This is a genomic window from uncultured Cocleimonas sp., assembly GCF_947495625.1.
In the GTDB taxonomy this organism is placed as follows: Bacteria; Pseudomonadota; Gammaproteobacteria; order Thiotrichales; family Thiotrichaceae; genus Cocleimonas.
Map to the genome: position 1 here is coordinate 13357 of NZ_CANLZW010000042.1, position 19284 is coordinate 32640.

The following is a 19284-nucleotide window of genomic DNA, read 5'->3' on the forward strand; positions in this document are numbered from 1 at the left end:
AGCCTGTTATTATTTTTTCTTGTTTTTACTAGCTATGATGTAATCAATAAAAACCCCTTAAAAGTAGGGGGGTGACATCATATTTTTCTCTAAAGTAATTTCAGGATCATAATATTTTTTTATGTTCATTTTTTGATCAAAAGATAGCAAAAACGGTGTGTGAGTTCTGTTTATTGCTCGTATTTAATCAAGTGGCTCTGATTTGCTTTTAAGTCGCTAATTTTTTGCGTGTGCCCATTTGGCCAAACGACCAGTAAATCAGCTTTACTACTTTTGCCAATACCAATATGTTGTAGTTTAGGGTGCGCCGACATATAACCTATTGAGCCGTGTATTTCTCTCCAGATTCTTCTGCCTGATTCGGTTGTAATGATAATTTTTGCACCGATGGCATCTTTATTAATTTTCTTTTCCGGGGCACCTTCTAGTTTGATTTTAAGCCAGTTATTCTTGAGTTGTTCTGCATTGTTTTTATACACAACCGCTTTGTCATGATAGTTGTTGATTACAATATCCAAATCACCATCCTGATCGATATCCAAATAAGCCGCGCTTCTTGAATTACCTAAAAAATCAATGCCACTTTGTTTAGACACATTTTGAAAACGGCCGTTATCATTAATAAAGAAAACATTAGATTCTTTGGTGTCGGTAGGGATAAATACATCTAATTTCTTATTTTCTACAGGATCGGTGTAGTAGGGGTTTTCGCTGCTATACAGGTTAAATTCATTCATGCCATTGAGTACGTATAGGTCCTCATCGCCATCGTTATCAGCATCAAAAAAATCGGCGTCCCACGACCAGCCTGTTGAAGAATACCCTCTATCAACTGCCTGACTGAGCTTATAAGTAAGTTGTTTATCACTTTTTGGTTGCGATAAAAATAAGTCATTCGCTTCGACTACACGCATATTAGCGAGTTTTTCAGGGTTGAATTTCATCTCGGTCGATTCGGTCGGAAGAACATACTTTTCATCCTTGTTCATCGTCACTATATTTGAAATATAAATATCGGGGAAAAGGTCGTCGTTCAAATCGGCTAACCCGATATTCATGGTATAGGATGGTTTGTCGGTGCCAATTTTGGCTGTAATATTTTCAAACTTGCCGTTGCCCAGATTTTTGAAATAAGCATTGATACCAAAGTCATTGCCTACTATCACATCTTGCAACCCATCATTGTCCAGATCAGTATGAGTAACAGCCTGCGCCCAACCAGAATGATCAAGATTACTGCCTGCTGTGACATCTTTAAACTTAAATCCTCCCATATTCTTAAACAGGCGGTTAGGTAAGCCATTTGAATTACGACGTTTCAAAGTGGGAAGAACGCCTTTTAAGTAATTACCAAAATACGTAATGTAGATATCCAGCAATCCATCATTATCAAAATCAAATACTGTCGCTGGGCCACCCACCAGATCTTGCCCACCTAAATTAGCGGTAGCTGTAACATCTTCAAACTTTTCATTACCGAGATTCATATAGACCCTATGGATGTCATTCACATAGGTAATTAAAATATCCTGTTTTCCATCATTATTAAAATCCGCGATAACGGGTTGGCGAGGTTCCCCTGGTAAGTTGTCTTTTGACCTAACCCAGTTTAGTCCCGCAGTTTTAGTGATATCTTCGAATTTTTCATTGCCGCGATTTACATAGAGCTTATTGCCAAGGCCACTTAATATCAGTATGTCATCTAGACCATCATTATTGATATCTTCAGCCGCCACACCAGAGCCTCCAAATGCAGGAGGGATTGTTATAATTCCTGTGGTGCTGTCTTTTTTCAGGTAACTCCTCAGTAGTCTATTAAGCCAATCGGAAGAACGATGCATAAAGTCAATGCCAAGGTCTTCTGTAACGTCCGAAAAGTAAGTCTGTTGCTTTGTTTCGCGTTGCCCACTTTCAACTGAAGATATTGTCGACTGCTGTATTTGCTTAGTTTGATTAGCCACTTTTTGATGGAGGTTTATACGACTCTGAATTTCCTTAATTGCAGTACTGAAATGATCCAGCTCAATACGTTTTTTGCCCTGCTTTTTCCCCACTACGCCAGTCATACGCAGTGCCAAAACCCCAAATTGTGCGATATTTTCCACGATTAATTCAGAGGCAAATGGATCAGGTTCTAAAAAAGCTTTGAATTCAGGATCATCAATGGCGTATTGTAAATAGCGCCAATGGATGCCGGTATCTCGAAAAGCATCCATATCGTAAGACTCTATTTCAATGCGGTCTTTGGGTTCCAGGGCGGGGAAAAAGATAGCATCCTCATAATCATTAATATGGTGTGGTATGAATCGTTGCACAAAATCACTGACATCCGATTCTTCGATAAATGCATGCCCTTTTTTTAGCGCATTGGCTTCAGCACCTTTGTATAAGTCTGCAGCAAAAGCAATCATGCTTTCGGTAAATAATCCTTTGAATTGTTTTCCTACTTCAGGGTCTTTAGGCCAGCTACTCCGGGCAAAATAGACTTGCAAATTTCTCACAAAAAGCTGATTGCTTATTTTGTTATAAGCTTCATAGGATGAGATTTTTTGTTTGATAATGGAATTCAATAATTCTAACTTTATTGGTTTGCTTACCTTGCTAATGTTGTTTTCACTGGTTTGTTGTTTAAGGCCAGATAGTCGCTCCCATGTTGATACCAACACATCTTTTTCTAAGGTGTAACTATTACTAAGCCGAGCCTGTTGGTCTGTTTGTTTGAGCACCGCTAAGGTGAAAATATCCAAAGACAGTTTTAATTCATCAATCGCTGCTTTGGATAATGGCAATATAGATTTGGAAGGGTCTTTCTCACTTTTTTGTTGGGCAGCTAATATTGCACGAAGCGAGTAAGCAATACTGCCATACTGGCGTTCATCGACTTTGTTAATTACTACTGGATCACTATTTTGAAACTTAACTTCCCAATCACCAAAAGTATTTTTGGAAAAGTCTAAAATAGATTTTGATGCTGTTTTTATATGCTCAGCGTTAATGTCTGTTTGTTTGTTTTGTTTTGCTAAATTAGACGCCCTTTCCCACACATCATTCACCCACTGCGCCTGTAAGTTATTCTTAGCAAATCGTGCGGCATCAGTCAGGGGAGTGCCATACATGAAATTTTCAAGTCTAGATGCAGTCGCATAACACTTGGGGTCCTTGCGACCTTCCAGGTCCTTAATGCTACTAAGAATATCGCTGATACCTTTGGCGTGTAACTTGGGAGGTAGCAATAAAATGGTGATGAGCAAAATTGCTAACGTTGAAATAAATCTTGGGGTGCTTGAATACTTTTTTTTCATTTGGATTGTCATTAGGCGCCAATTTCTGTCTATTGATAGTGAGTGATTAAGATTTCCAGTTTATACGATTGTGACGCTGATAAGATAAAGCATCAATCATCATGTTTCTTAATAATTTAGCTTATAGAGTAAGCTTTTTTTCATCAATACTGCAATTAAAAAACTCACATAGGCCGTGAATGTCATAGCTGAATTATGGCTAAAACGTCATTATTACTAATAAATCCAAAGTCTTCTTCTAAACTAATCTATACTGAACAATATATAAAAAATATTATAAATTTGCGCAGTTGCTGAATAAATTGCTGAAGAATTGTTAAAAAGTGACTGAAGAGAGTATCAAAGGAGATAAGGAATGTTGCAGGTTTCTAAGGAAGCATTTGGAAAAAATTTACTGGTTTTACTTTTATTAATTGCTAGTTTTTCAGTTGCACATTCAGCATATGCTGGTGTTTCTGTTCCTATTTTAACTAAACAATTCAGTCCAGCTACCATAGGGCCTGGTAGTGTATCTACGCTGACATTAACTATAGATAACTCAAATGCTCCTATTCCTGCATTAGATCTGGCCTTCACTGATCCATTGCCAGCTGGAGTTACCATTGCCGATCCGGCGAATGCCTCTACAAGTTGTCTCAACGGCATACTTGATGCACCCAATAGCGGTAGTGCCATTGCCTACAGTGATGGTGTCGTTGCCGCAAATGCAAGCTGTGTTGTCAGTGTTGATGTCACCAGTAGTACACCGGGTATACACACCAATACCTCGGGCGATCTAACGTCCAGTGCGGGGAATAGCGGATCAGCTATTGCTGATCTGAATGTTGTCACCACGCTGCCGGGCTTTAGCAAGAGTTTTTCCCCCGATAGTGTTTCATTAGGTGGCCGAAGTACCTTAACCTTTACTATCGATAATACCGCTGGAGCCTCTAGGGTGGGTTTTCTGGATTTCACTGATAATTTACCAGCCGGGATGATAGTAGCTGATCCCGCGAATGTATCTACCGATTGTATAAGTGCGAGCGCCCCTAATACTACGGTCACGGCAACTCAGGGGTCGAGTGTTGTTACTCTAGATGCAAACGGGAGTAACTTTGTCAACGGTTTAGAAGTCCTGCCAATTGGAGCCACCTGTACAGTAACTGTTGATGTTACTGCAAGTGGTAGCGGTGTTCTTAACAACGTCAGTGGTGATTTACTCGCTGATTTCACATCGGCGGGAAATGCCAGTGCTTCCCTCACAGTTACCACCACACCATTGTCCATACAGAAATCTTTTGTAAATGACCCAGTAGCACCTGGTGGAATAGTGAATCTGGACTTTATACTTAATAACTTTGATCGTAATAGTACAACTACAGGTATTGCATTTACGGACGACCTTGGCGCTGCCCTTACTGGTTTGAGCTTCGAGAGTTTGCTTTCCAACGATTGTGGTGGTTCTGTTACAGGAGCTGGAACGAGTTCTATCGGTTTTAGTGGAGGCACAGTGGCAGCGGGTGGTTCTTGTACCATCAGTACCAGTCTATCTATCCCAGCAGGTGCAGCGCCAGGCGCATATACCAATATCACAAGTACTATTACGGGAACGGTTGACGGAAGCACAGTGACCGGCAATACGGCATCTGAAGTTCTATTTGTTGCACCCACCCCCCTACTTACAAAGGAATTTTTAGACGCTGATACTCTAGCGCCGGACCCTGTAGTCAATGCAGGGGATGATGTGGTACTACGTTTTAGTATTACCAACCCCAGTACTACATCTGCTGCTACAGATATCGAATTCCTTGATGAGTTGACCGATGGCAGTGGTGGCACCCCCCCAGATCTGACGTCAGGCTTTTTGCCTTTTCCCGTGGTTAGTGTCACCACACTCCCAGCTAATGGTATATGTGGCAGTGGCTCTTCGGTTGTAATGACATCTGTAGGTGGAGATCGGCAGGGACTTCAGTTAACGGGCGGTAGTTTAGCTGTTGGTGAAACTTGTACATTTGATGTCACACTAACAATACCAGTAGATTTATCCCCCGGCATCTACACAAATACCACTGAGGAGCCGACCGCTACTATTGACGGCGCTACGCGTACCGGCAAAGCTGCCAGTGATACCTTGACGGTTATTGGAGCGCCAAGTCTGACAAAAGTATTTGGTGATGACCCAGCTACTCCCGGTGGCACTGTTACCCTTGAATTCACCCTTAGTCATCCTGCTGATGCGAGTGGTGATGCCACAGATATCTCCTTTACGGATAATTTAATGGACGACCTTGTTCCTGCATTAAATGGACTTACAGCTACGGGATTACCGCTGACCGCAGCTTGTGTTCCCGATGGTGCTGGAGAAAACCCCGGTACTGGAACATTAAGCGCTACGGCTGGAGATACACTCTTAACCCTGATGGGAGCTTCATTATCGCCGGGTGAAAGCTGTACCATAAGTGTGACACTAAACGTACCTGTCGATGCAGCTGCTGGAACTTACACCAATACCAGCAGTGGCGTAATGGCTACGGTAGGTGGGCTGGCCGCAACTTCAGCTCCTGCCAGTGATGATCTGAAAATCTCTGGTATTAAATTCACCAAAGAATTCCTAAGCAACCCAGTGCTTCCGGGTGCTACAACCACCTTGCGTTTTAGTATAGAGAATCTGCATCCAACTGATGATGCTACAGCTTTATCTTTTTTCGACAACCTTGGTGGCGCTTTATCCGGCTTGACTGCAACGGGTGTCGCAACAGCTGATAGCTGTGGAGGAACGTTATCTGGAACAACTTTCTTGATTTATACAGGAGGTAGCGTACTGAGCGGAGAAACTTGTACCATCGAAGTGCCTGTTTTAGTTCCTGCTGGTGCTGCGAACGGGGATTATTCCAATGTGACGGACGTTTTATCTGCGACCGTTGGAGGCACAGCTGAAACTGTGCAGCCTGCCACGGATACGCTTACTGTTAACAGTGATCTAATACAACTGGAAAAGTCTTTTGCAGATGATCTTGTTGCACCGGGTGGCAGCGTTATTCTGCAGTTTACATTGACTAATCTCGATCCGACACAAGCTGCATCAGCGATTGCTTTTACTGATAACCTTGATTCTATGCTATCTGGTTTAGTTGCGACTGGAGTCATAGCTAATGGTTGTGGCGGTACAGTCAACGTTGGTGGCACAATCGCCTTTACAGGTGGCGTGCTCGCCGTTGGTACAACAGATTGCCAGATAGATGTCACGGTTGATATACCTGCTACGGCAACTCCCAATATTTATACCAATACCACAAGCTCAGTTACAGGAGTCATTGATAGCTTGGCCGTTACAGGGAGTGCTGCCAGCGATAATTTAGAAATTATCAACCTATTGCAATTTAGTAAATCCTTCGATGGGCCTAGCACTGCTACAGGCACTGCTACTCTAACCTTTACTATCTCTAATCCGGGTACTTCTGCGGCCAGTGGTATCTCCTTTACTGATGATCTCGAATCAGTATTAAGTGGATTAGTCGCAACCAGTTTGCCAGCAATGCCCTGTGGTGCAGGTTCATCAATTACTGGTACCTCTTTGTTAGCATTCACCGGTGGTGAATTGCCTCCAATGGATGGTATGTGCTCCTTCGATGTTGAAGTTACACTACCTGATGTTGAAGACACCGGAAGCTTTGCCAATACCACTAGTGATTTAAGCATAAATGGATTATTTGTATCACCACCTGCAACTGCTGACTTAATTGTTGAACCAGCACCCACGTTCAATAAGGCTTTTGCGCCCGATACTGTTGCTTTAAATGGCCCGAATACAGTAAGCACACTGACTTTTACTATTGATAATTCAGCGAGTGCTTTATTGGCAGCTTCCGCGCTTGATTTCACTGATAGTTTACCCGCAGGGTTGGTAATAGTGACTCCGTCTAATGCCTCAACCACTTGTACAGGGGGAACTGTCACTGCTGCTTCGGGAGCTAGCATAATTAGCTATACTGGGGGTTCTGTTGGTGTAGCAAGCAGTTGTACTATTTCAGTTGATGTCATTAACACAACGATCGGTGATAAGGTTAATACTTCTGGCGACCTCACTTCATCTTCGGGGAATAGTGGTACTGCGACTGATACTTTGATGGTTGATGCGCCACCGGTTATTACCGCACCCGCTGATATTCCTGCTTTTCAAGCTACAGGCGTTACTTCGGCTGTAATGTTAGGTACTCCAGTTATTAATGATGATATAGATGCTGGTTTGACTGCTACACCAAGTCCTGATGGATCATCATTACCACTGGGTACAACACCCATTACATGGACAGTTACAGATGGCATTGGAAATATATCAACCACAATACAATCTGTAACGGTTGTTGACACTCTAGCTCCCGTTATAACTCTTCTTCCTCAGCAAATTATTACCCTAGAGGCGACTGCTAATCAAACACCTGTCACTATTAGCGCTACAGTGACTGATGCTGTTAGTAGTGGGTTAACAGCAATACCTAGCACTACGGGACCTTTCCCTGTTGGAACAACGATAGTGACCTGGAGTGTCACTGATGGAGCGAATAATACAAGTACTGCAATGCAAACCGTTACAATTGCGGACACTACACCACCTGTGATTACTTTAAATGGGTCCAGCACTGTTTCACTAGATTTTGGGGGGGCATTTACTGATGATGGTGCTATAGCGAGTGACATTGTAGATGGGGATTTAACCAGTAGCATAATTCCTTCAGGTACGGTTGGTACAGCACCAGGATCTTACATCTTAACTTATTCCGTTACTGACAATGCCAATAACACAAGCAGTGTAACGCGAACTGTAATAATAGGAGCAGTACGTACATTTAGTAGTTTATTACCAAGTGGTGAAACCGGTACCTTAACGTTTACCAGTACTAACGTTGAATCTGGATGTACTTTCAATACCAGTAACCAAGCATATTTTGACGTTAGCGGAGCTACAATTACTCCACCTTCAGTGCTAAGTTTTGTAGATGGTCTAATCACATTTGAAATCATTAATTGTGCCGTGGGTGAAACAGTAGTTGTCACGATGGATTATGGTCAACCACTTCCTGCTAATGCTGCTTATTGGAAAGAAGGAACCCCATGGTTCCAGATACCTTCAACTATCAGTGGCAATACGGTTAGTTTCTCGATAACTGATGGCGGAATTGGGGATGCAGATGGAAATGCAAATGGCACTATCGTGGACCCAGGTGGGCTTGCAGTATTATCTGGTGCTCAGTCGATACCAACTCTTTCAAATTGGGCATTGATGATTTTAATTATGCTAATGCTGGGCTCAATGACTTACTACCAAAGACGAAGAAAATATTAATAGTTTTAGAGTTTGTTGGTAATTTATTTTGCACATAGGCTGTTATGTCAGCCTATGTGCAATGAATCTTTCAAGGCTTTTATTAAATGCTCTTCTCCTGCTGTTTTTTCTTCTATTAGCTAAAGGGCGGTAATTTATTTCAAGGGTAGTAGTTAGCTTTGAAATTATCTTGCTAATTATTTGAGCATACTTTGGAGTGCATAGTTGAGAGATCTTTTGAATCCGTTTTGCCAGTTAGATATCTTGTCGATCAAGACATAGTGGAAAACCACCATATAAACGGCAATATCACCTAATATAAAAAATTAGTTATTTGTTTATTGTATTTCTACCTGAAACCATCCCCTGATTTTTAAATTTACAAATACGTTTCAGCGATTATTAAAAATACAACTAATTTTTTTTGAATGAGCTATTCTTTATACCGAACATACAATTATATTAAAAAAAATTTAGAGATAATAAGTTAACTAGGAGGTCAAACATGCGAAATAGTTTTCGCGTACTGTCAATCGCTACATCTGCATTGACACTAATAGGAGTATTAGCAATCGCACCTACTGCGATAGCAGAAGATAAGAGTGCTTTAGAGCAAGGTAAAAAACTTGCTTTTGGTATTAAAAAAGGAAATTGCTTAGCTTGCCACATGATGTCTGATGGTGATCAACCAGGGAATATCGGTCCACCATTGATTGCAATGAAAGCTCGTTTTCCTGACAAAGCTATTCTTAAAGCACAAATTACAGATGCGCGCGCTAAAAACCCAAACACCATCATGCCTCCTTTTGGCTCTCATGGAATTTTGACTGATAAAGAAATCGATTTGATAACTGATTACGTACACAGTCTATAACCCATGACCAGAGCCTTAGTTTGTTCGATGGAGAACAATCTTTTAAACTTTAAACCTTATATAGAGGAATTATAATGAAACGTAGAAGCTTTTTAAAAAGCACATTAGTAGCTAGCGCTGCTGGCGTTGCAGTTACTTCTGGCCTTCTTAGCTCAAGCAACGTATTCGCTGCTGCGGTTATGGGTGCAGACTTAGCAAAAGCAAAATCAGTTGATGAAATAATGACTATGCTCGGCGCTACCGGTGCAGAAGAGTCGGATAAAATTAAAATCAAAGCCCCTGAAATTGCAGAAAATGGTGCGGTTGTCCCTGTTGGTATAACTTCTGAAATTGAAGGTACAACAGAAATTATCTCTTTAACTGCTGCTAACCCAACTCCATTTGCTGCACGATATATGATGGGCGAAGGAGCAGAGGCTGCTGTGAAGTCACGCTTTAAAATGGGCAAGACAACAGACGTTATTGCAATCGTTAAAGCTGGCGATAAGTTCTATACAGCAAAAACTAACGTTAAAGTAACTAAAGGCGGCTGCGGAGGCTAATATCATGGCAAAATCTACAATAAAATTACGTACAAAAGAAAAAGGTGGAATGGTTCAGGTAAAAGCTCTGATCACTCACCCTATGGAAACTGGTCTTCGTAAAGATAAGAAAACTGGCGATGCTATACCGGCTCATTACATTACCGAAGTAAAAGTCGAAGCTAACGGTAAAGTTGTAATGACAGCAGATTGGAGTGGTTCGGTATCTAAAAACCCGTTCCTTTCATTCAATTATGCTGGCTCTAAGTCTGATAAAGTTAAACTTACCTGGACAGACAATATGGGTAAAAGCGACTCTATCGAAAAAGAAGTTGGTAAGAAATAAAACTATAAAAATTGAATGTCTCGCTTGGCTTTGTCTAAGTGGGACATTCTTATATGTAAGCTAGGAGGAAAAAATGAAAAAACTGATCACATCAGTGGCTTTATTAGTAATAACACTACCTTTTGTTACAGCTCAGGCCTCAACGCCAGCTGAGGATACAGAAGCTTTCAGAAGTTACTTTAAAAAGGCTGTACCTGACGTAAAATTTGAAGATTTTCAAAACGGTGTATATGCGCTAGATGCAGATTCACGTAGTCAATGGGAAGAAATTGAAGAGTTTCCACCGTATGAACTTGCAATTGATACTGGAACTGAGCTTTGGGAAAAACCATTCAAGAATGGCAAATCTTTTGCCAGTTGTTTTGGAGAAGACCTTAGCGGCACTCGTGCAAAGTACCCCTACCATGACGAAGAAAAAGATACTATCGTAACTTTAGAAGGCGATATCAATAAATGTCTGACAGATAATGGTGAAAAGCCATTTAAATGGAAGAAAGGCAATATCGCCGCAGTATCTGCCTACGTTGCTTATCAGGGACGTGGAGAAAAAATTGATGTTCAACCTAAAACTGAAAAAGCAAAAGCCTGGTACGATAAAGGCAAGAAATTTTTCTATGCTAAACGTGGTCAATTAAACTTGGCTTGTGCTGATTGTCATGTATACAACTTTAATCGTAAGGTTCGTAGTGAATTGTTGAGCCCTGCGTTAGGTCATCCTACTCACTTCCCAGTATTTAGAACTAAGTGGGGAGAAATGGGTACTTTGCATCGTAGATACGGTGGTTGTAATAAAAACATTAGAGCTAAGCCTTTTAAAGCACAAAGTGACGAATACAAGGCTTTGGAATACTTCCAGGCAGTAATGTCAAATGGTCTTGAGCTTAACGGCCCAGGTGCTAGAAAGTAAACCAGACTACTATTGGAGACATTTATGAAATTCAAATTTTTATTAGCTACATTAATTTTTAGTTTGAGCTCAGCAGTAATGGCTGGTGGTGCTCAAGATGCAATTGATGCTGCAAAGAAAGCACAGAAAGAAGCTAGCGCCGTAGGTATGGAGTGGCGTGATATGGGTAAAACCATAAAGAACGCTGAAGCAGCGGCAAAAGATGGCAAAGAAAAGAAAGCTATTAAGCTAGCTAACATTGTTGTAATGCAAAGCAAAGAATCGTTAAAGCAAGCGGAATTAGCAAAAACGGCTGGTCCACGTTTCTAAACTTTTCGGTTTAAGAACAAAAAAACCGAGTTTATCTCGGTTTTTTTGTGTCTACAGATTAAGATTATTCTCAGAATTATTTTAGATAATTATCTTGGTTAATTGTTCTAACCGCAGTCATATTGCTTTTTCAACCTATAAAAAATTCTAAGTCCTAATTTAATATTAATGATTATCTCGATAAAACCTATTTTTCGTAGTGCATTAGTGATGCTAGTTTTCTTGATATCACTAACTGTAAATGCTGATGTAGTTAAACCTGCATTGATAGAGCTAGTTGTTAATGAAAAGGGGCAAGTCAATATAGAAATTCGTGCCAGTATCGAAGCGCTGCTCACGGGTATAGACGGTCGCTACAAGAATACCAAAGACGCTCCAAATGCAGACGAATATGATGTGCTGCGTAAAATGGAGGCTGATGAGTTATTAGTAGAATTTGAGAAATTTAAATCTACGTTTCTAGAGCAAATTAGTCTGGTAAATAACAGTAAAAATAAAGTCGATTTAATTTTTAAGCAGGTAAAAATTCCTGAACCAGGCTATACCAAAGTACCTCGAATAAGTCTCATAGAGCTCGCCGGGGAAGTGAGAGATTCAACTACATCGTTGACGTGGTATTACCCTGCATCATTTGGTGATAATGCGGTGCGCTTGAAACAGGTAAACAAAGTCAAGCAAGAATATCACTGGTCGCAATGGCAGTGGTTGAAAAATGATAAGTCCAGTGAAGCTATGTCATTAACGGAGATAGTTGCGGACAAGCCTCTCTATCAAACTGTTATATCTTATGTAGTGATAGGATTTGAGCATATTCTTCCAAAGGGTCTGGACCATATTCTATTTATTTTAGGGTTGTTTCTTTTTGGTGTCGCATTTAAGCCTCTGCTGTTGCAGGTCACCATGTTTACCGTGGCGCATACACTGACTTTAGGCTTGGCAATGAATGGCGTGATTAATCTACCCGCAAATATCGTAGAGCCTCTCATTGCTTTATCAATTGCCTATGTTGGAATTGAAAATATTTTTGCTAAACGTCTGAATAATAGCCGCTTACTGTTGGTGTTTTTATTTGGTTTGTTACATGGTTTAGGGTTTGCTAGTGTTTTGGCGGACTTTGGAATGCCAGAAAATGCCTTTGTTACGGCTTTGATTAGTTTTAATGTGGGTGTCGAAATAGGTCAATTGACAGTCATTCTGGCAGCATTCCTATTAGTGGGTTATTGGTTTGGAAAAAAGCCATGGTATAAAAATGTGATAGCAAAACCTGCCTCTTTAGCTATAGCACTTATCGCTTTTTATTGGTTTATCCAGCGATTAGACTTGAATTATTTTTAATAGGCCTGATAATCAGGCTTTACACTATTGAATTATACAATTAGTGAATAACACTGGAGAAACAAAAAGTGAGCATTGTAAGCCTGAGTGATGATTCATTCGAACAAGATGTTTTAAAAAGTAGCACACCTGTTTTAGTAGATTACTGGGCAGAATGGTGTGGTCCTTGTAAATCTGTTGCCCCAATACTTGAAGAGTTAGCGGCAGAATATAAAGGCAAAGTAACTATTGCTAAATTAAATATTGATGACAATGGTGACACTCCACCTAAATACGGTATTCGTGGCATTCCAACACTAATGCTATTTAAGGATGGTGAAGTTGCAGCAACTAAAGTTGGCGCATTAAACAAATCACAATTGACAGCATTTTTAGATCAGAATATTTAATTAGACTTTTCATAGTCCAGCTTATCTCTTAAAGCTGGACTAATATTTTTTCACGTGATACCTTTGGTTTAGTTGTTCGAGACTGTACTCCTTGTTTCGCCATTTCAGGCGGAAAATTACAAGCATATTTTATAAATCAAACACTTAATAATAACTTTATTATTTTTTTTCTAAAATCCCATATCGTAAATAAATTCTTTCATTCAAAGTTCTTGTTATGGCTAAGCCATAGAATTTAATTAATCGATAATGTGTACTGAAACGAAAAACTACTCTAAATCTAGAATAACTATTCTATTTATCTAACCTTATCTTTCAATTATCTTAAATCTCACCTATGAATCTTACTGAATTAAAACAAAAAACTCCTCCCGAAATTCTAGCTATTGCCAAAGAAAAAGGCGTTGATGGAATGTCCCGTGCTCGTAAACAAGATGTAATCTTTGCCATTTTAAAAGCTGTTGCCAAAGAAGGTGATGACATTTATGGAGACGGTGTATTAGAAATATTACAGGATGGGTTTGGTTTCTTAAGATCGAGTGACAGTAACTATGTTGCTGGTGCTGATGATATTTACGTATCTCCAAGTCAGATACGCCGTTTTGGTTTAAGAACAGGTGACACGGTTGCCGGAAAAATACGTACACCGAAAGATAGCGAGCGTTATTTTGCACTGCTTAAAGTAGATACAATCAACACTGAGCCGCCAGAAAACGCACGTAATAAATTATTATTTGAAAACCTGACGCCACTTCATCCTGATGAAAGAATGCGTATGGAGCGTGGTAACGGCAGTACTGAGGATATTACTGCTCGAGTTATCGATATTGTCGCTCCAATTGGTAAAGGTCAGCGTGGTTTGATCATTGCACCGCCAAAAGCGGGTAAAACAATGATGTTGCAGAACATTGCGCAAAGTATCGCAACGAATCAGCCTGATGCTCACCTTATCGTTCTTCTGATAGATGAACGTCCTGAGGAAGTGACAGAAATGTCTCGCATGGTTCAAGGTGAGGTTGTTTCTTCTACGTTTGATGAACCAGCAACACGCCACGTGCAAGTTGCAGAAATGGTAATTGAGAAAGCGAAACGCCTGGTTGAGCATAAGAAAGACGTTATCATTCTATTAGATTCTATTACGCGTTTGGCTCGTGCTTACAACACTGTAGTACCTTCATCCGGTAAAGTATTAACAGGTGGTGTGGATGCGAATGCATTGCATCGTCCTAAGCGTTTCTTTGGTGCGGCGCGTAATCTTGAAGAAGGCGGTAGTTTAACGATTCTTGCTACTGCTCTTATAGATACTGGTTCAAAGATGGACGAAGTTATCTATGAAGAATTTAAAGGTACCGGTAACTCAGAATTACATCTAGATCGTAAGATTTCTGAGAAGCGTGTATACCCTGCAATCAACGTTAATCGTTCTGGTACTCGTCGTGAAGAGTTACTCGTCGGTGAAGACGAATTACAGAGTCTTTGGATCTTGCGTAAATTCCTACATCCGATGGAAGAAGTTGAAGCGATGGAGTTCTTGTTTGATAAGTTACAAAAGACAAAAACCAATGAAGAATTCTTCAATAATATGAAAGGCTAATAGTAATACTAGCCGTTCTATAAGCCTCTAGGGACATTGTCGCTAGGGGCTTTTTTATTGCCGTTTGTATTTTGATTTATTTTCACTACAATGGCTGTAACTTGTCCTTTTTGATGTGGGCATTATTCTGATGAATTAGTGATTGGAGAAATTACATGGCAGCTGAATTAGAGCTTCGTTGGTTGAAGACAGATAAAGTTAGAGGGGCCGCAAAACGCTTCGCTAAATTCTGTAAAGAAGATGTAAAAGAGCAGTCAGAAAAAGAAGATTTCGATATCGATAAGTATGAAGATGCCGTTAAGCTTGTACTTCAAAAACTAGATGACTCTATTTCTGTAGAGGAGCTGTTCCATGCTGATTAAATCTCTAGTTGCCACCAACTTTCGCAAATACCATAAGCTTGAAGTCACCGATATTCCTGAATCAGGGGTTATTACTGTAGCTGGCTCAAATGAATCAGGAAAAACCAGTATAGGTGAATCCATCTGTTTTGCGCTTTTCGGCAGAACATTTTTCCTCGATGAAAAAAATCTCGGTAAACTCGTTTCCTGGGGATCAGATGTTTCTGATGTCACCATAAATTTTATTTCGGGTGATGATGATATTTACGAGCTGACTCGAAGTGTCGATCGCAAAGGGGTATCAAAAGCAACACTGCAAAAAATTACCGGTGATGATGAGGGAAATAACAAAATCGATGGTGTGGATGAAGTCGCTAAAGCGTTACCTAAAATTCTAGGTTTTGATTACGATGCCTTTGCTAATTCGTTTTACCTCGCTCAAAGAGAGTTAACATCTCCAGATCCACAAAGTAGCACCATAAAACAAATGGCGGGTATTGGCGCTTACGCTCAAATTACCGACGATTTCGAAAAATCTAATATTCAGAATGAAGAAGCAATCAAAGAGTTAATGCCACAGGTAGAATCGACTCAAGCCGATCTGGATGAAATTCAACTGGATGAAACCTGGCTCCCAGAATTAATTGATGCCGAAGAAACTTTGGGCACAGAGCAAAGGGACAGAGAGCGATTAGTCGGCCATTTGAATGATAATGGTGAACTGTACTCAAATAATTATGATGCTTTTCACAGTGCCAGAAAAGCTTTTGGCACTTTCTCTTTTTTGGGTAAGTTATTATTTCCAATAACTGTAATTTTATGGATATTGTGGGTTTTAAATACTTATTTTAAAGACTCATCAATGGAATCTTTATCGACTTTATCGACTTCAATGAGTGAAGAAAAAATTTCGACTTATGCCAGCATGGCAGATAATTGGCTATTACCAGCCGCGATAATTACATTGATTGGTTACCTGATCACACTGGTTGTGCGTAAGAACTCTCAGGCAACTATGGTTAGGTTAGATGAAGAGGCGGAAGGCTTCTCTGGTTCCTTGCAGCATGGTCATCGATACGTAACAACATTGGTGGAAACCTTATTGCCAGAACGTGTTGTGCAAATGCTTCATGAAAGAAAAGAAGCGCCTTCCACACTTCAAATTCTTCCTCCAAGAGAGCAATTCAATAATCTGTCGCAATTAGCTGAAGGTACTACTGGCTATAAGGCTGATACCGAGGAAATTACGGCTGCAGTAACAAGGTTAACCGATTCACTAAAAAAACAAGATGGTGAAATAGAAGATTTGGGTAGAGAGTTACTTGGCGACATCAGTAAAGAGAAAGAGCGTTCTGACAAGGCTGGGAATTTACGATCTACCTTGCAAAGCCTCAATAAGGTTGTAGATAAATGTAAATACAGTATCGAAACACAAAATATTTCAATTGGGTTAATGCAACGTGCGGCGAAAGATTCAGTCGAACTTTTCAATCAAAATATTTCCGATATATCAGCGAATACGTTGCCTAAGTTTACTGAAGGCCGTTACAGTGAAGTAAGAATCGCAGAGGATTTTAGCGTACAAATTTACTCTGGCGAAAAGACCGATTATATGGATTTCGATGAGATATCCTCGGGAACTCAGCGTCAGGTTATGCTGGCATTGAGAATGGCGATGTCCGAAGAGTTAGCGAAGAATTCTGGCAATGAAAAGCAATTTATCTTCCTTGATGAGCCATTTGCTTTCTTTGATCAGTTAAGAACAAATGCAACAATGCGTGCACTACCAGATGTCAGTAATGTGATTAATCAGGTCTGGATTTCTGCACAGGAATTCCCGGCAGATGTACAAGTGGCTAAGGCGATTATATGTCCGCTGGATGGCACGGAGCTTATCGTTTAGTTTTGAGCAGTTAATAGTATGCAATAAAAACCCCCTTAAAGTAGGGGGGTGACTTAAATCTATTTTAGATATAAATATTCGATAAGAATCATCTTATTCTCTGAATGTTTTTGTATCACAGTTCTTAAAAAGTAAATTTTTATACTTCTTGCGGTTTTTCTCCAGCTTTTTATATTCAGAGTTTTTATAGCCGCTTCTCATTTTATCCGAATAGTGATCGAGCTTTTCTTTATAACGCTGACAGCGTTGTATGCTGTGCTTACCCGTTTTGAATTTTTTGTTATGTTGCTTCTTTTTACTTGAATTTTGCGTTGTGTAAATAGTCGTTTGAGTATTGTTTATCTGAGTCGAATAGTTGTAAGTAGTAATGGTATGACTATTATTACTTTCCTTACTGTTTGGCTCTGTCACTTCTATGGTTTGCGTTTTGTATTGCTTACTTTTAGTCGGACGCTTATCCGTAAAGACTGGTGTGCCACCCGTAGATTGATACGAATACACTTCTTTTTTATTGAATCCATCCGCATGGCCTGAGCTAGATAGCAGAACTACGACAAGACCTAATAGGTAATTATTTTTTATTATCATTGTTTATTAATTTTTATTTGATGTGCAAAGTTTAGCTAAGTATCAAAAGTACATCAAACCGATCAGATAAATGGAAAAGATAAAAAAGGGCTTTAAAGTAGGGGGGGGACTTTCGTTTATAAGATTAACTTCGATAAACGCAGAAATTAACTGTTACTTATAATTCGTCCCAATTTTATCATCGCTTCTTCTAATTGATCTTTAGTGGCTCTGCCATAATTAATTCGTATGAAGTTTTTATACTCTCCGCTCACTGAGAATAGTGGACCGGGAGCAATGCTGATATTTTCGTATTTGGCATCTTCATAGAGTTTCATGCTGTTGATATGTTCCTCTAGTTCTAGCCAAATCACATAGCCGCCTTCAGGGTGAGTCAGCCTAATATTTTTTGGTAGATGTAGCGTGGCGAGGTGAAGAAAGTAATCACGTTGATCTTTATAATGGCGACGCATTTGTCTCAGGTGGCGATCGAAAATACCTAATTCCAGATAACGTGCGGCAGTTTTTGCAGGTACAGTGGCGCCTGCCATACTATTACATACTTTTAACTGGGTGACTTCGTTTAACCATCTACCAGGAATAGCCCAACCAATCCTTAAACCCGGCGAAAGTGATTTAGATAATGAGGAGCAGAGTAAAACATTGCTATTTGCGCATGTTTCATCAAAGGCTTTAATTGCCTTGGGGCGTTGCGCGTTGTAACTGAGTTCTGCGTAAATATCATCTTCTATTATCGGAACATCGGCGGCTTTAAGTAGTTTTCTGAGTTTTGATTTTTTTTCATCACTCATAACATAACCCAGTGGATTACTGAAATTAGGTGTGAGCACACAGGCACTAATATCCCATTGCGCAATGGCATCTTGTATCGCACTCAGGCTCACACCTTTTTCGGCATGAGTAGGAATTTCCAGTACTTTTAGCCCTAAGGATTCAATCGCTTTTAAGGTGCCAAAGTAGCTGGGAGATTCCACGATGACTGTATCGCCGGCTTTGGTGACCGCTCTCAGGCATAACGTTATTGCTTCCTGACAACCTGTGGTGATCACAATTTCATCGGGGTGAATGTTTACGCCTGCGTTTATCATGCGCCGGGCAATTTGACGTCTTAAATCTTCGTTGCCGGCGGGAGTATCATAATCCGCAATATTAGGCTCTTCTCTGATGACTTTGGTCATAATGCGATTCAGCGCTTTTACTGAAGGCACGTCAGTAAAAGGTGGCGCTGTTCCTAACTGTATTACGTTTTCATCCTGTGTGGTTTGCATTAACGTTACTGCAAGTGAATCGATATTAACGTCTGATGGTTCGGCTGTCGGTTTGCTGATGGCAGGAGGGTTGTTTCTTTCAAATTGAGGGCGAACATAAAAGCCTGATTGTGGGCGTGGTTCAATAAGCATTTGATCTTGAAGTAATTCATAGCCACGAATCACGCTAGAAATACTCAAGCCCATTTCCGCTGAACATTGACGTACCGATGGGACTTTTTCTCCAGCCCTGAGTAGACCATTTTTGATTTGATCACTGATGTGATCGGCAACTTGTTGGTAGCGGGTTGTCATGTCATTTCTCT

At 40.3% G+C, this 19284-nt stretch carries 14 protein-coding genes; 11 read left to right on the forward strand and 3 right to left on the reverse strand.

The window, feature by feature from the left end:
• Positions 1–170: 170 nt before the first annotated feature.
• A complete protein-coding gene (locus tag Q1A31_RS18425) occupies positions 171–3302 on the reverse strand; it encodes a CRTAC1 family protein (RefSeq protein WP_299880389.1) in 3132 nt (1043 codons plus the stop codon).
• A gap of 355 nt (positions 3303–3657) precedes the next feature.
• On the opposite strand from Q1A31_RS18425, the gene Q1A31_RS18430 reads away from it, so the two are divergent.
• The 11 genes from Q1A31_RS18430 (at position 3658) to Q1A31_RS18480 (ending at position 17123) form a co-directional block, all read left to right on the forward strand.
• The gene (locus Q1A31_RS18430; RefSeq protein WP_299880391.1) at positions 3658–8625 is read left to right on the forward strand and encodes a choice-of-anchor U domain-containing protein; all 4968 of its coding nucleotides are present in this window, start codon (positions 3658–3660) and stop codon (positions 8623–8625) included.
• Positions 8626–9109: 484 nt separating this feature from the next.
• The gene (gene soxX / locus Q1A31_RS18435) at positions 9110–9478 is read left to right on the forward strand and encodes a sulfur oxidation c-type cytochrome SoxX (protein ID WP_299880394.1); all 369 of its coding nucleotides are present in this window, start codon (positions 9110–9112) and stop codon (positions 9476–9478) included.
• A 74-nt stretch (positions 9479–9552) separates the two neighbouring features.
• Complete coding sequence (gene soxY, locus Q1A31_RS18440) at positions 9553–10020, forward strand: thiosulfate oxidation carrier protein SoxY (protein WP_299880397.1); 468 nt, start codon at positions 9553–9555, stop codon at positions 10018–10020.
• A gap of 4 nt (positions 10021–10024) precedes the next feature.
• Positions 10025–10345, forward strand: a complete 321-nt coding sequence (soxZ, locus tag Q1A31_RS18445) for a thiosulfate oxidation carrier complex protein SoxZ (RefSeq protein WP_299880400.1) — start codon at positions 10025–10027, stop codon at positions 10343–10345.
• Between the two features lie 73 nt (positions 10346–10418).
• Positions 10419–11252, forward strand: coding sequence for a sulfur oxidation c-type cytochrome SoxA (gene soxA / locus Q1A31_RS18450; protein ID WP_299880402.1), 834 nt, complete (start codon positions 10419–10421; stop codon positions 11250–11252).
• A gap of 24 nt (positions 11253–11276) precedes the next feature.
• Positions 11277–11561, forward strand: coding sequence for a hypothetical protein (locus tag Q1A31_RS18455; RefSeq protein ID WP_299880405.1), 285 nt, complete (start codon positions 11277–11279; stop codon positions 11559–11561).
• Positions 11562–11729: 168 nt separating this feature from the next.
• On the forward strand, positions 11730–12896 hold the full coding sequence (locus tag Q1A31_RS18460) for a HupE/UreJ family protein (protein WP_299880407.1): 1167 nt from the start codon (positions 11730–11732) through the stop codon (positions 12894–12896).
• Between the two features lie 68 nt (positions 12897–12964).
• Entirely contained in the window at positions 12965–13285 is a 321-nt protein-coding gene (gene trxA / locus Q1A31_RS18465) for a thioredoxin TrxA (RefSeq protein ID WP_299880410.1), read from the forward strand.
• A gap of 337 nt (positions 13286–13622) precedes the next feature.
• The gene (rho, locus tag Q1A31_RS18470) at positions 13623–14879 is read left to right on the forward strand and encodes a transcription termination factor Rho (RefSeq protein ID WP_299880413.1); all 1257 of its coding nucleotides are present in this window, start codon (positions 13623–13625) and stop codon (positions 14877–14879) included.
• Positions 14880–15034: 155 nt separating this feature from the next.
• Positions 15035–15241 carry a hypothetical protein gene (locus Q1A31_RS18475; RefSeq protein WP_299880416.1) on the forward strand — a complete coding sequence of 69 codons (207 nt, stop codon included), beginning with the start codon at positions 15035–15037 and terminating at the stop codon, positions 15239–15241.
• The gene (locus Q1A31_RS18480; RefSeq protein WP_299880418.1) at positions 15231–17123 is read left to right on the forward strand and encodes an ATP-binding protein; all 1893 of its coding nucleotides are present in this window, start codon (positions 15231–15233) and stop codon (positions 17121–17123) included. The genes Q1A31_RS18475 and Q1A31_RS18480 overlap by 11 nt, the downstream gene beginning before the upstream one ends.
• A gap of 93 nt (positions 17124–17216) precedes the next feature.
• Here Q1A31_RS18480 and Q1A31_RS18485 read toward each other — a convergent pair whose 3' ends face one another.
• Positions 17217–17711, reverse strand: a complete 495-nt coding sequence (locus Q1A31_RS18485) for a hypothetical protein (protein ID WP_299880421.1) — start codon at positions 17709–17711, stop codon at positions 17217–17219.
• Positions 17712–17857: 146 nt separating this feature from the next.
• Positions 17858–19273 carry a PLP-dependent aminotransferase family protein gene (locus tag Q1A31_RS18490; RefSeq protein ID WP_299880423.1) on the reverse strand — a complete coding sequence of 472 codons (1416 nt, stop codon included), beginning with the start codon at positions 19271–19273 and terminating at the stop codon, positions 17858–17860.
• Between the last annotated feature and the right edge of the window lie 11 nt (positions 19274–19284).